The following is a 13,068-nucleotide window of genomic DNA, read 5'->3' as shown; positions in this document are numbered from 1 at the left end:
GACGATGATTCCATCGGATTTACCGCCGGCGAGTCCTCCAGAGTTCAGTCTTCCAGAACCATGTCCATCAGTTCGATCGCCAGGCGCTGCACGCTGCTCTCGTTCTGCAGTTCGGCCGCGCTGATGCCGACGAAGGTGGTCATGGGAATCCCGTGGCTCAGGCTGCTCAGCATGATCGAATAGCTGCCGTCGTTCTCTCGCTGACAGGTGAAGACGAACGATGGACTGGTCGCATTGAGAATGCCCTCGATCTGTTGAAGCATCATTTTCATCGCCCCTGACTTTCCAGTCCCACAATGCCCTCATGCAGGAATGAAAAACCTAGCACTCGTGCGGCACTTGCGCGCTTCGCTGCGACCGCCCATATAGGCCGCGAAATTCATGGCCATGGACAAGTTCAACAGTGGGAGGCGTTTATTCTTCTTGCCAGCCGGGCCGACAAAAAAACGGCACCACGCCGCAGGGAAGTTCTGGACGAGCGGTATCCTTCGTGCAAATTACATTAAAACCACATCGCCGCCCGCCCATGGTTCGAAGTTATAAAAACAGTACGAACTAACCTTCTCCTCCTTCTTTCCGATGAAGTGGGTGCCACTGACACCCCATTGTCGACCCACTCAGGAGAAGCGAAATGGCTGAACATAGAGGCGGTAAAGGCAACTTCGCAGAAGATCCCCAGCGCGCATCCGAAGCCGGCAAGAAAGGCGGCCAGGTAAGCGGAGGGAATTTCCGGAACGATCCCGAACGGGCTTCCGAAGCGGGCCGCAAGGGCGGACGGCAAAGCCACGGCGGCCGTAACAGCTGATCCCCCTACCCTGACTGGCCGGCGCAGGGATGCGCCGGCCAGTCCCGTTCCGGCCTGGTGACATGAAAAGCCCGCACGACACTCCGCACCCCGACCCCGTGGTTACCCGCGAACCGGACGAACTCGACGACCTGATGGAAATCGAGCCCGCCGACAGCCGTCAGGAACCCCATCATTCGGCAGCGAAACAGGAAGGCGTAATCGACGAACAATGAGCGCCATGTTCGTCGTGCAAATAGCAAAGTCGTTCTGCCCGATCCTGCAGGCTGCAACTATCAATTTGCCAGCGCAACTTCGTGCAGCCCACGGAATTCGCCGCATCCGCAAACTTCGAAAGTTCGGAACAGTTGATGCATTGGTCAAGTCCTCGTATTCGAACTTGAAGGAGCAGATCATGCAGGCAATCACGGATTATTTCTGCCAACAATTCAGCGACTATTCCGTGGAACTCCAACACCGCCCCGATGGTGGCGTTCTGCTCAACTTGCAGAACGAACAGGGTGAACAGGTCATGTCCCGCGTCATAAACAATGAAGAGTTGCGCAACAGTGTCCTGCTGAACAACTTCGTCGAAAGAATCCGTCGCGACCTCATCACTGCCTGCGGACCGCTGGAAGAACAGGATGTCGACTGGTTCAAGAAGCGCATCGAACTGCAGACCTTCATTCCCGACTGCCCACGGCACCGCCAGCGCAAGATCGTGGTGGCCGGCGCCAGGCTGCGCGCCCAGGCCGGGCTCTGAGCGGCCGCGCTCAGCGCTCGACGGGAGGCGGCAGGGCCAGCTCCACCGGGAACGGCGCTGCCTCGATGTAGCGCAGCGCCGACTTGCCGTCCTTCCAGCCGACATGCTGCATCAGCGACTTCTGGTCCCAGCCGCTGCGGGTCGCCCAGGTGGCGAAGCCGCGGCGCAGGGAATGGCTGCTGTAGAGTTCCGCCTGCAGCCCGGCGCCTCCCAGCACCGCGCGTAACAGCGGGATCAGGCTGTTCGGGTGCAGCGCCGTATCCGCCAGCCGCCCCCAGCGATCGATGCCGCGGAACACCGGGCCATAGGCGATGCCGGCGGTGCTGATCCAGTCGCTGTAGGCCTGCACCGGGCACAGCCGGGCCAGGGCCGGCGCCGAATGGGTGACACCGAGGTTGTCGCGGTCGCCCTTGCTGCGCGGCAGGAAGATGCGCATCCCCTCGCCCGCCCGCACCTGGATGTGATCCACCTGCAGGCGGCACAGCTCGTCGCTGCGGAACGCCCGCCAGAAGCCGAGCAGCAACAATGCCCGGTCACGCAGGCAGCGCAGCAGGCGGGCGTGATCACCCGCAACACGCGCCTGCCCGGCCTGATCCTCCAGCCAGGCGACGCAGCGCTCCAGCTCCCGCAGCTGCAACGGCTCGGCCTGGCGCTCCTGTTGTGGATGCAGGGTGCGGATGCCCTTCATTACCTGGCGCACCAGCGGCGTCCTGGTCGGATCGGGGAAACCCTGGCTGACATGCCACTGGGCCAGCGCGGCGAGGCGCAGCTTGAGGGTGTTGTGCGATAGCTTGCCGGCATGCTCGACCAGATAGCGAACGATGGCATCGCTGGTCGCCGGCAGGAAACCGCCCCAGCTCACCTCGAAGTGTTCCACCGCGGCGCGGTAGCTGCGCCGGGTGTTTTCCCGGGTTCCCGCATGGATATAGCGCTGGACTTCGTCGTTCACCCTTCTCCCCCTCTTTCGTACCGCTGTGCGCCTGGAATGCGGCTTTGGGCACTCTCACATTGGATAATTCTATATTATCCATTTTCATTTTTGATCATTTCATGTACTGATGTTTTGAATCAGTACAGATGTTTTTACGTAGTATGTAATACAGTACGAAATTGAGGGAGAGTGGCCGTGGCACGCGCGGGATATTGCCGGGGCGGCGGGCAAAATCGCTCCCGGCAAGCTGTTGAACTCCCTCATTGGAGAAGGCTCCCATGGACGATCCCGCCGGCCCCGCCCTGATTCGGCTCCCGCCAACTCCGTTCGCTGTTGATCGACGATCAGGTCCGGTCATCCTCTGGCTTCGATGAAGCACCCGCGAGCGAAGGTCGCGATCTTCCGCCCAGCTGGCGGTTTCAAAGGCTCGCCGCGCAACCGTGATCGCGAGTTGCGCAGCTTGGGGCTTGCGGCAACGTACCGGCCGAAGGTTTCGCCAGTAGAAGGGCTGGTGGAAATTTTGATTTCCCGGTCTTTCAAGCCGCCAGAGGCTGAAGGCCCGTCGTTCATGAATTACCTTGGGGGCGAAAGTTTTTGCCGGCCTCTACTTCAATTCGAACAATCGCTCCGCGTTCTTGTGCGCGATTTTTTCCTTGTCCTGCTGGCTAATCGGTGCATTCTCCAAAAATGTCCGGGCGCCTTCATTGGGGTAGTAAGGGTAATCCACGGAAAACATGATCCTGTCCGCCCCCATTGTCTCAAGGGCGTTCTGGAGTTGCGGCAGGTTGAACATCCCGCTGGGCGTGATGTAGATATTGTTCTGCATGTAATATTTGAAGTCGTGCTTCATCGGCGATGCCGTGGCGGGGAAGAATGTCTGGATACGCTCCATATAGAACGGGATCAATTCGCCCCAATGGCCCATGATCACCTGCAAATTAGGGTGGCGATCGAAAACGCCCGCAAAAATCAGTCGCATGACATGCACGCCGACCTCGTAGTGCCAGCCAATTCCAGCTGAAGCGAAGCGTGCGGCGAACGCCGGATCGGCGTTGTCATAATAGGCATCGCGCACTTCTTTCTTGACGATGGTGGGATGGATGTAAAGAGGCACCCCCAGCTCGGCGGCCGTGGCGAAGAGTGGCTCGAATTCCGGCTCGTCCAGGAAGCGGCCATGAGCTGTGCCGTTGATCATCGCGCCTTTGAATCCCAGTTCCGTGACGCATCTTCTCAATTCTTCGGCAGCCGCCTGCGGATCGGACATTGGCAGCGTGGCGAACCCGAGGAACCGGCCGGGATACGCCTTCGTGGCTGCCGCCAACTGGTCGTTCGCCCGCCTGGCCAGTTCTACGGCCAGCGGCGAGGGTAACAATTCGGTGGCGGGCGAGTTATACGATAGGATCTGCACGTCGATACCGTTCTTGTCCATGCTGGCGATTCTTCCGGCGCCGATATCCGTCAGTTGCTCCGGTTTCATGGTTTGTCTAGAACCAAAATCCCCAACAAACGCCCTGGAGTGTCCGGGTGCAATTTTCTCGACCTCGTCACGCGTGGCGGCAGTGATTTCGGCATTCAGGAAGTGCTCTTCTATAGCGATGATTTTCATTCTTCTGTGATCGTTCTTCACTTTGCTTTCCCCCTGCGCAGCAGCGCTAATTGCCAACGTCAGCGAAAGTGTCAGCATGAGAATTCTATTCAGGCTTTTCATTTCATGGCCCTTACCGATAAACACAAGAAACTGATCTTCAAGGCAACATCGACCTGGTGCACGAGCAAGCGCAAAAGTTCCAATTTATTTTCTTTGCACTGTTTCAAGGCTTGAACGGAAAGATAGGCGCGGCACGACTTTCCCGTTCATCACAACCCGATAATCGCCTCTATTTCGATATTGGCTTCAGGAGAAAACAGGCTTTTTACTTCGATGAGTGAACTGGCGGGCGGCTGTCCGGAATATTGGCTGGACAGCTCTTGTCTGAGTTCCGCAGCCTGGCTCATGTCGGTTACAAATATCGTCACCTTGATGAGTGACGACAGGTCCACCCCTTCTGCTTTGGCTATGGCCCTGAGTTTGGAAAAAATCGCTCGCGCCTGCTCGGAGATTCTTTTCCCCTGAGCTTCGGTACCGATTGCTGTGATTCCGGACACGTAGAGCACGTTGCCGTGCTTGACGGCTTGTGAAAACAACCTGCCCGGCGGCGTTGGCGCCTCATAATTCTTTCGCTCCACTGACGATTGCTTCTCTTCTTGAGCGGCATGGGCCGTGATTTCCGAGGCGGCATGCGTTGCCGTGACAAGGCCGACCAGTGCCACCGCAACGATGAGGGAAGCGTAATTATTCATCCGCATTTCTCAATCCTGCTGTTGAACGCGGCAAACCGCTTGTTCGCCGAGGTTTACCGCGCCTCCAGACTCATGACTATTTCGGGATAGCGGTCGACTACGATGGCTACTGGACAAAAAACCGGTCTAGTACGAAGCAAATATCTGGGATATGAAGCAAATTCATAGTCAAAGGGGAAAATGAAGTTTCCGAGTATCGGAAATATCCACTCCTATGACACTTGAGCTTCAGCCGGGGAATGCGAAATAAGAACTCACCTATTTTTCAGAATTTTTTCGTGCCCAGTGATCCCGTAATGGATGAGGCGCTATATAATTTTCATAATTGCGCCGGTTCGCCAGGTTGACGTTGACCCAAGGCAGCATCCCCGAAGATACGACGATCATGAACTTCCGCCGCCTGCTGGAGCAGCATGCGCAAGATCAAGCGCCTCGAATGCTCCTGTGCCACCGCAGGTTGCCGAGCCGCCCGCAACGCCCGATCGGAACTCTGCACGGCAATCTGGCGCAACCGGCAGCAGTAGCGGAACACGCCTGATGCGGTTGCCGATCACCAAGGCGCTGGCCGCGCCGGAATGCGCAGGCGGTGACGAATGAACCGAAAGAGCGGCTGGAGCGGTATTGCCCCGGCCCCGCTTCAGGCCGCGCCAGCCATCGCCTGCAGCGCACTGGCCCGGTAGTCCTTGGGCGACTGGGCGAATTGCTTCTTGAAGGCGCGGCTGAAGTGCGCAGAGTCGGTGAAGCCCCATTTGTACGCAATCGAGGTGATCGATTCGCCCTTCAGGAACGGATTGGCCAGGTCATCCGCGCTGCGTTGCAGGCGGGCGCGCTGGATGTAGCGGCAGACGCTGTCGCCCTGCTCCTCGAACAGGCGGTACAGGTGGCGCACCGAGATGTTCAGGCGGCTGGCGAGGCTGACCGGGGTGAGATTGGGCTGGGTCAGGGATTCGTCGATCAGCTTGTTCACGCTGCTGCGCAGGCTCGAACCCTGGGCCGGCTCGCTGCTGGGAACCCGCGCGTCATCCGCTGCCAGCGCCGGGCCGAGCAGCGAGATGAAAGCGCTTTCCAGTGCCGCGCTCTCGTCGCCGCCTTCCGGCTCGCGGCACAGCTGGTCGACCAGCAGGTGCAGCATGCGGCCGCTGGCGCAGATGGAAGAAATCTTGCCGAACAGCCGCTGGCGGGAACCCAGGGCCTTCTCGACGGCCGCGCGCGGCAGGTGCAGGGATGCATGATCGATCAGGCCCAGCGGGGTGATTTCGCAGGTGCCGATGGAATCCATCAGCAGCAGGTCGCCGGGTGCCAGGTCGAACGTCAAGCCGTTCTGGCTCACCTGGGAGTAGCCGCTGCGCTGGCTGATGAGGAAGCAGTTGCGGTCGTCGTCGCGGTCGGCCTTGAGCCTGGCGCGGGAGATCATGCCGGCGTTGGTGCGCAGGTGCGCCATGGTCAGGCCGGAGTGGGACTGGGCGGAAATCTCTCCAATGAACAGGGAGCGGCTGAACGCCAGTTGCGTTTCGAACTGGCCGCAGATCGAGCGCAGGGCGCTGTTCCAGCTTTCCAACCCTTCCTGAGCGACGTATTGCGCACGCATGGGAGTCTCCGCGGGTGATGTTATTTTTTGTTGCGCAATTGTTAACATGTTACCTATTCGCACGCAACCGTCTGACAGAGCCTTCCGGTCAAGCGGATCTGGTTTCATGAATTCTTGAAGGAATGGACTTCAGACGTCGCCGAGCAGGCGTTGCAGGCGGGCCAGGGTGGCGAGCAGGTAGAAGCGCTGATCCCGGTCCAGACGGATGTAGCGGCGGAAGCTGGGCATGCGGTTGACCACTTCGCTGGCGCCCATGTGCTCCAGGCGCACCGTCCAGCCGCCCTTCCCGCGCTCCAGGGTCAGGCGGCGGAAATCGAGCGGCAGCAGCACCTCGCGCAACTCGGTGGAATCGATCAGCCGTTCGATGATGCGGGCGCCCGCGAGCGGATCACCGGCGCGCTGCCAGCAGACGATGCCCCGCCGGCGCAGGGCTCCCGAGTGGGCGCACTCGAAGCGCAGTTCGCCCTGCCGCGCAGCGGGCACCTGCAGGACGAACTCGCTCAGCACCAGATGCATGAGGAACTGCGACTGCGGCAGCTCGCGCACTTCGAACGCCAGTTCGCCGTCGACGGTGCTGAAGCGGCCGCGCGCCGGCTCCAGCTCGTCGAAGCGCATTCCGGCGAGATTGCGCCGCACCTGCGCCAGCGTCGCCCCCGGCCGGTAGCCGGAGGGCGCGTTGCGGAAGGTTTCAGACAGCTTTCGAAACATGGCCGAAGAACTCGCTGGAATGGATGCCCGGCTCGTTGCGGAACTCCTTCTCCAGCACGTCCTCCACCGGCACCGGGCGGAACGGGTTGACCTTCTGCACCACCAGCGTCCAGAACAGCGCGTAGGCGGCGGTGGCGCCGAGCATCCAGGCGAACGGAACGTAGATGTCGCCCGGGTTCATCCCCGGCGGGGTGATGTACCACATGCCCAGCAGGATGCCGGCGCTGGAGACGATCTGCGGCAGCGGGAACCAGGGCGAACGATAGGCCCTCGGCAGGTCCGGACGGCGGATGCGCAGGATCACCACCGACAGGGTGACCAGCAGGTACGCGGTGCTCCAGGCGCATACCGCGGCCAGAACGAGATTCATGATGTGGTCGGTATTGCCGCCCAGGTACAGCGCGTGCAGGCAGGGAATCAGCACGGCGACGGCGATGCACAGCACCGGCGTCTTGAAGCGCGGATGCAGGTAGGTGAAGACCTTCGGCAAGGCGCCATCCACGGCCATGCCGTACATGATGCGCGGCACGCCGGCCATCAGGGTGTTGATGGTGGCGGCGCCGGCGAAGAGGAAGCCGATGCCCAGCCAGACCGGGCCGATGTCGCCCATCACCTGCTCGGCGAATTGCGGGATGGCCATCGGCGTATCCAGCAGGTGCACGCCGGTGGCCGCATCCAGCACGACGTTCTCCACCTGGCGCTTCATCGCGGCGCCGTAGATGAACATGCAGCCCGCCACACCGGCCAGTCCCAGTGCCATCGCGCGCGGCAGCACCTTCGAGGCGCGGCGTAGGTCGGGCGCCAGCGGGGTGACGAACTCGCAGCCGACGAACATGAACATCGCCATGCCGATCAGCGAGAGGATGGTGGTCAGGTCGGTGCCGACCATGGATGCGCCGAACAGGCCGTCCAGTTGCACCGCCGGCGCAGCCAGTAGGCCGAGCACGCCGAACGCCATCAGGGTGGTCCACATGCCGAAGGTCAGCACCACTTCGGCCTTGCCGAAGGCATTCACGCCGAACACGTTGAGGATGCCGAACACCACCACGAAGCCGACGCCCAGCAGCCAGGAACCGCCGGCCGATTCGGCGAGGGTATTGAGATGCTCGAAGTTCACCAGCGCCATCACGCCGGAGAGGATGGTCTCGGCGGTGCCGGCGAAGACGTGGACGATCAGGTAGGCCGAGATGGTCCCGGTGATGGCGAAGAAACGGCCCATGCCACAGGAGATGTAGTCGTATACCGAACCGGTAGTAGGCAGGATCGACGCGGCTTCGGCAAAGGTCGTCGACTGCGCCAGCATCATCACCGCGGCGATCAGCATGGCGAGGGCGAACGCGCTGCCGCCGATGCCGAAGCCCATGGTCGCGGTGAGGATGACCGGGCTGGCCATGATCAGGCCGATGGTGCTGGCGAGCGCGGTGGGAAAACCGACCGTGCCGCGGTTCAGGTGCTCGGTGAGCTTGTTGTTGATCGACATCCTGGGTGGCCCCTCTAAGCAGGTGTTTTCGTTTCTTGTGGCTTAGGCATGCAAGCGCGATCTGGCGAACGCTGATCGCCACTCTGCTCTCGCCGGCTGCGAGGTTCTTGCCCGTGGCTGCCGGGGGGCTTGTTGCTGGCTGACATCGGCATCGTTTCCATTTCCCGCGACGCGGGGGCGGGGAAATGCAGGGTGGATGGGGCTCTTTCCATCCACCATTGCGGGGCCGCCTGCGCGGTCATGGTGAATCGATGGAGCCTGATCCACCCTACATGGGCTATCAACAAATCCTCGGCACCCTGGGTCATGGGCTCTGGTCAGGCACAGTCAAGCCGCAACCGCGGGACATTCATAAGCTTGGGCCCCAGGCCAATCCGGCCAGCGAACCCGTTTCACCGCCCAGGAGCACACCCGTGACCTCTTCCCTGATCCAACCCCTCGCCAGCGTCGAGGCCTTCCTCGCCCGTACCCACGCGTCCTTCATCGACGGCCGGCAGCGCCCGCTGGAGATCGCCGCCAGCCGCGAGATCCGCAACCCCGCCGACGACAGCGTACTGACCCGCATCCTGCAGGCCGACCTCGCGCAGGTAGAGGCCATAGTGCAGTCCGCCCACCGCGCCTTCAGGTCCGCCGGCTGGGCCCGCCTGGCCCCGGCCGAGCGCGAACGCATCCTGCTGCTCTTCGCCGACCTGGTGGAGCAGCACGGCGAGGAACTGGCGCAGCTGGAAACCCTCAACCAGGGCAAGTCGATCCATCTTTCCCGCGCGGTGGAAGTCGGCGCCTCGGTCAACTACATGCGCTACATGGCCGGCTGGACCACCAAGATCGAAGGCCAGACCCTCGACGTATCGATCCCCATGCCCGCCAACGCGCGCTTCAACGCCTATACCCGTCGCGAACCGGCCGGAGTCATCGCCGGCATCGTGCCGTGGAACTTCCCGATGATGATCGCGCTGTGGAAGGTCATGCCGGCGCTGGCCTGCGGCTGCACCATCATCATCAAGCCGGCCGACGAAACCCCGCTGACCGCCCTGCGCCTGGCCGAGCTGGCGATCGAAGCCGGGGTGCCGGCGGGCGTGTTCAACGTGCTGCTGGGCAAGGGCTCGGTGGCCGGCAACGCGCTGGTTTCCCATCCGCTGGTGAACAAGGTGTCCTTCACCGGCTCCACCGCGGTGGGCAAGCAGGTCGGCGCCGCCGCGCTGCAGAACATGACCCGCTTCACCCTCGAACTGGGCGGCAAGAACCCCATGCTGGTGCTCGCCGATGCCGATATCGAGAAAGCCGTGGCCGGAGCCATCGGTGGCGGCCTGCTCAACCAGGGCCAGGTGTGCGCCGCGGCCTCGCGCTTCTACGTGCATTCCAGCCGCTACGATCGATTCGTCGAAGCGCTGGCCGCCCAGGTCGCCGAAATGCGCATCGGCTCCGGCATGGACCCGAACGCCCAGATCAACCCGGTGGTTTCGCGCAAGCAGCAGGAAAGCGTGCTGCGCTACCTGGACATCGCCCGCAGCGAGGGCGCGCAGATCTGCACCGGCGGCGGCCGCCCGGACCTGCCGGGCTACTTCGTCCAGCCCACCGTGCTCGCTAACGTCAACCAGTCGATGACCTCCGCCCGCGAGGAAATCTTCGGCCCGGTGCTGTCGGTACTGCCCTTCGACGACATCGACAATGCAGTCGCGATGCTGAACGACAGCGAATACGGCCTGACCGCGAGCATCTGGAGCAACGACCTCGGCCGCGTGATGGACCTGATCCCGCGCATCGAGGCCGGCACCCTGTGGGTCAACAACCACGTCCCGGTGGACCCCAACCTGCCCTTCGGCGGCTGCAAGCAATCCGGCATCGGCCGCGAATTCGGCCGGGCGGCCATCGAGGGTTTCACCGAAACCAAGTCGGTGTGCATTACCTACTGAGCCCCGTTCCCGCGCCCGGTCGCGGGTATGGCCCGCTCCTGCGCTGTTCCCACGCGGGAGCGTGGGAACCATGAATCCACCTTGCGGGAGCCAGCGAGTTGGCTCCTGCAGGCATCAATCCGATCGATTCCGTGCGGCGCAGGGTTCTGAAACGGGAAATCGGCAAATTTCGGGAAAGAGAAAATGATCCGTAGCGAAAGGAAACGGCGCCCAAAGGCGCCGTTCTCCGATCAGTTGGCGGCTATGACCGCCCTGAGGACAGTGCGGAAGGTTTCGATCTGTTCCGCGCTGAAGTCCGCGAAAACCTTGTCCTGCTGCTCCTGGGCGATGCCCCAGAGCGCCTCGGTCTGTTCCTCGCCCAGCGCGGTCAAGGCGTAGCCGTCACCCTGGGCAGTGACCATGTCCTTGCGGCGGAGGATCTCCACCGCCTGCTCGATTTCGTGGCGCGGCATCGCCACTTCCCGCTGCAAGCCACACATGTCCAGGCCGGAATCGTTCTCCAGCACCATCAGCATGCGCGCCTCGCTGGTGCGTAGACCGGCGGAAAGCTGGCGCGGCTGGTAGGACGTCTGGTAGCTGCGCACCGACTGGGTCATCAGGTAGTAGAGGTTGTCGCGCAGGCGGCCCTGGAAGGCGCTGGAGGCCTTCTGTCCTTCTTCCTTGCGGATCATCCGCGCATGGGGCAGGACCATGGAGTAGGCGCCCTGGTGGTAGACCAGCGGCGAGCGGCCGAAATCGTCGAACGCAACCACCTTGCCGAGCATGATCCAGTGGTCGCCGCCATCCACCATCTCCCACTTCTCGCACTGGAAGCGCGCCGCGCAGTCGGCGAACAGCGGCGCACCGCCCTCGCCGATCTCGTGATCGATGCCGGCGAACTTGTCTTCCCGAGGCCGGGCGAAGTGATTGGACAGGTCGATCTGGTCGGCGGCAAGGATGTTCACCGCGAAATGGCTGGCCTCGCGGAATACCTCGTAGCTGCTGGAGCGCTTGTCGATGCTCCAGAGAATCAGCGGCGGGTCCAGCGATACGGAGTTGAAACTGTTGGCCGTCACGCCGGCCTTGGCGCCGGAAGCGCTGGCGGCAGTGACGATGGTGACGCCGGTGGCGAAGTTGCCCAGCGCGCGACGGAAGTCGCGTGGGTCGAAGCACGCTTGAGTGGTCATTGTCAGGTTCCCGGAGTCGCCGCGGGAGCGCGCGACTCTCTTGTTGGGGACAAGGGAGGCAACGGCGGCCTCCCGTAGCGGCAGGTTCTCAGACCATGCTGGGGTCCGGTTCCAGCCCCATCAGCTCACGTCCGAGGATCTGCGTGCAGACGTCGTAGTCGGTGTAGGCGTGGGCGCCGGTCATGTGCGAATCGCGGAACAGGCGCTGCAACTCGTTGCTCTCGAACCAGGCGCTGCCGCCCGCGGCCTCGAACAGGCGGTCGACAGCCTGGATGCACATCTTCACCGCGTAGGCCTGGTTGGTGCGCCAGAAGGCCAGGGTCTGGCGATCCGGATAGCGCTTCTGCCGTCCGTGCTCGGCATGGTCTTCCCAGGTCTTCTCGAGGAAGGCGCGGGCCGCCGCCACCTGGTGGGTGGACTCGGCCAGGCGCATCAGCGCCGGGGTGGCGGTGCCGACATTGACGCCGGTGTAGGCGCGCACGCGGTTCTTCGTCTTCTCGGCGAACACGGTGAGCATGCGCTCGGCGATGCCCAGGCTGACCGCCGCGAAGCCACTGGCGAAATACGGACGGTACGGCGCGTAGAAGATCTTGCTGTCGGGATACAGACCGAAGCCGGCGGAGCGGCCCTCCATCATGTCCTTGGCCGCTTCGATGCGGTGGTTCGGGATGAACACGTCCTTGAGGATCAGGGTCTTGGTGCCGCTGGCGCGGATGCCCGAGACGAACCAGTCGTCGCGGATCTCGTAGTCGGAACGCGGCACCACGGCGAAGGAATACACCGGCGGTTCGCCCTCGCCAGCCTGGCGGCGGAAGCCGACGATGGCCCACTCGGCGTGGTCGCAGCCACTGCTCCAGCCCATCTCGCCGTTGAAGATCACGCCGCCCTCGGTCTCCTCGACACGTCCGAAGGGCGCGATGCTGCTGCTGGCGGTGGCGTCGGGATTGGTGCCCCACACGTCGTCCTGCAGCTGTCTGGAGAACAGCGCCATCTGGTGACTGTGGGTGCACAGCAGGCTGAAGGCCCAGGCGGTGCCTGCGCAGGCGCCAGCCAGGGCGACGACGCAATCGGCGAACTCGGGCAGGGAGATTTCCAGGCCGCCGTAGGCTTTCGGCTGGAAGGCGCGGTGCATGCCGATGCCCTTGAGCAGGGCGATGTTCTCGGCGGGCGCCATGCGGTCCTTCTCCGCCCGGGCGGCATTGGCGGCGATGGTCGGCAGGATGGCTTTCAGGTCTTCGAGGAGCGGGTTTGGCTTTTTCATGTTATCTGCCCTGATTGTTTTTGACTGATTGCCTGAGCGGCGAGCGGGTCGTCGTTGCGATCCGGGCCTGTCCGGCTGGGCTCTCGAGTGAAGTGGCGAGAGTGGCAGGGCGATTATGGGACGCTGCCGCGGCC

The 13,068-nt window shown here is 62.6% G+C and carries 13 protein-coding genes and 1 pseudogene; 5 read left to right on the top strand and 9 right to left on the bottom strand.

Annotated elements, in window-relative coordinates; translation table 11 throughout:
- Nucleotides 1–44: 44 nt before the first annotated feature.
- Nucleotides 45–266 (bottom strand): hypothetical protein, encoded by a 222-nt coding sequence (locus BLR75_RS06640; protein WP_245726111.1) that lies wholly within the window; start codon nt 264–266, stop codon nt 45–47.
- 365 nt (nt 267–631) lie between these two features.
- Between BLR75_RS06640 and BLR75_RS06635 the strand changes: the two genes are divergently transcribed.
- The 3 genes from BLR75_RS06635 (at nt 632) to BLR75_RS06630 (ending at nt 1,547) form a co-directional block, all read left to right on the top strand.
- Complete coding sequence (locus tag BLR75_RS06635) at nt 632–805, top strand: con-10 family general stress protein (RefSeq protein ID WP_084314319.1); 174 nt, start codon at nt 632–634, stop codon at nt 803–805.
- 62 nt (nt 806–867) lie between these two features.
- Nucleotides 868–1,020, top strand: a complete 153-nt coding sequence (locus BLR75_RS26660; RefSeq protein WP_169720286.1) for a hypothetical protein — start codon at nt 868–870, stop codon at nt 1,018–1,020.
- Nucleotides 1,017–1,547: a DUF3509 domain-containing protein gene (locus BLR75_RS06630; protein ID WP_245726110.1), complete on the top strand. Its 531-nt coding sequence runs from the start codon at nt 1,017–1,019 to the stop codon at nt 1,545–1,547. Before BLR75_RS26660 ends, BLR75_RS06630 begins: the two co-directional genes overlap by 4 nt.
- 10 nt (nt 1,548–1,557) lie before the next feature.
- On the opposite strand, the gene BLR75_RS06625 is transcribed toward BLR75_RS06630, so the two are convergent.
- The 3 genes from BLR75_RS06625 to BLR75_RS06615 all read right to left on the bottom strand — a co-directional run bounded on the left by BLR75_RS06625 (nt 1,558) and on the right by BLR75_RS06615 (nt 4,818).
- Nucleotides 1,558–2,496 carry a site-specific integrase gene (locus BLR75_RS06625; RefSeq protein WP_084314317.1) on the bottom strand — a complete coding sequence of 313 codons (939 nt, stop codon included), beginning with the start codon at nt 2,494–2,496 and terminating at the stop codon, nt 1,558–1,560.
- 586 nt (nt 2,497–3,082) lie between these two features.
- Complete coding sequence (locus BLR75_RS06620; protein ID WP_084314316.1) at nt 3,083–4,186, bottom strand: amidohydrolase family protein; 1,104 nt, start codon at nt 4,184–4,186, stop codon at nt 3,083–3,085.
- 149 nt (nt 4,187–4,335) lie between these two features.
- Complete coding sequence (locus BLR75_RS06615) at nt 4,336–4,818, bottom strand: RidA family protein (RefSeq protein ID WP_084314369.1); 483 nt, start codon at nt 4,816–4,818, stop codon at nt 4,336–4,338.
- A gap of 260 nt (nt 4,819–5,078) precedes the next feature.
- Between BLR75_RS06615 and BLR75_RS26955 the strand changes: the two are divergent.
- Nucleotides 5,079–5,233: pseudogene (locus BLR75_RS26955) on the top strand (IS5/IS1182 family transposase); the annotation flags it as partial.
- 222 nt (nt 5,234–5,455) lie between these two features.
- Here BLR75_RS26955 and feaR read toward each other — a convergent pair.
- The 3 genes from feaR to BLR75_RS06600 form a co-directional block, all read right to left on the bottom strand.
- A complete protein-coding gene (gene feaR, locus BLR75_RS06610) occupies nt 5,456–6,406 on the bottom strand; it encodes a transcriptional regulator FeaR (protein WP_084314315.1) in 951 nt (316 codons plus the stop codon).
- A gap of 129 nt (nt 6,407–6,535) precedes the next feature.
- Entirely contained in the window at nt 6,536–7,114 is a 579-nt protein-coding gene (locus tag BLR75_RS06605; RefSeq protein ID WP_084314314.1) for a DUF3156 family protein, read from the bottom strand.
- Nucleotides 7,095–8,594 carry an APC family permease gene (locus tag BLR75_RS06600; protein ID WP_084314313.1) on the bottom strand — a complete coding sequence of 500 codons (1,500 nt, stop codon included), beginning with the start codon at nt 8,592–8,594 and terminating at the stop codon, nt 7,095–7,097. The genes BLR75_RS06605 and BLR75_RS06600 overlap by 20 nt, the downstream gene beginning before the upstream one ends.
- A 413-nt stretch (nt 8,595–9,007) precedes the next feature.
- On the opposite strand from BLR75_RS06600, the gene BLR75_RS06595 reads away from it, so the two are divergent.
- A complete protein-coding gene (locus tag BLR75_RS06595; RefSeq protein ID WP_245726109.1) occupies nt 9,008–10,507 on the top strand; it encodes an aldehyde dehydrogenase family protein in 1,500 nt (499 codons plus the stop codon).
- A 230-nt stretch (nt 10,508–10,737) separates the two neighbouring features.
- Here the strand turns inward: BLR75_RS06595 and BLR75_RS06590 are convergent, their stop codons facing one another.
- Together BLR75_RS06590 and BLR75_RS06585 are read right to left on the bottom strand one after the other, a co-directional pair.
- A complete protein-coding gene (locus BLR75_RS06590) occupies nt 10,738–11,673 on the bottom strand; it encodes a p-hydroxyphenylacetate 3-hydroxylase reductase component (protein WP_084314311.1) in 936 nt (311 codons plus the stop codon).
- Nucleotides 11,674–11,761: 88 nt separating this feature from the next.
- Nucleotides 11,762–12,934: a p-hydroxyphenylacetate 3-hydroxylase oxygenase component gene (locus BLR75_RS06585; RefSeq protein ID WP_084314310.1), complete on the bottom strand. Its 1,173-nt coding sequence runs from the start codon at nt 12,932–12,934 to the stop codon at nt 11,762–11,764.
- Between the last annotated feature and the right edge of the window lie 134 nt (nt 12,935–13,068).

The sequence above is a fragment of the Pseudomonas jinjuensis genome, from assembly GCF_900103845.1.
Classification (GTDB): Bacteria; Pseudomonadota; Gammaproteobacteria; order Pseudomonadales; family Pseudomonadaceae; genus Pseudomonas; species Pseudomonas jinjuensis.
The sequence above is the reverse complement of the archived record's forward strand: the minus strand, read 5'-3'. Positions and strand labels throughout refer to the sequence as shown.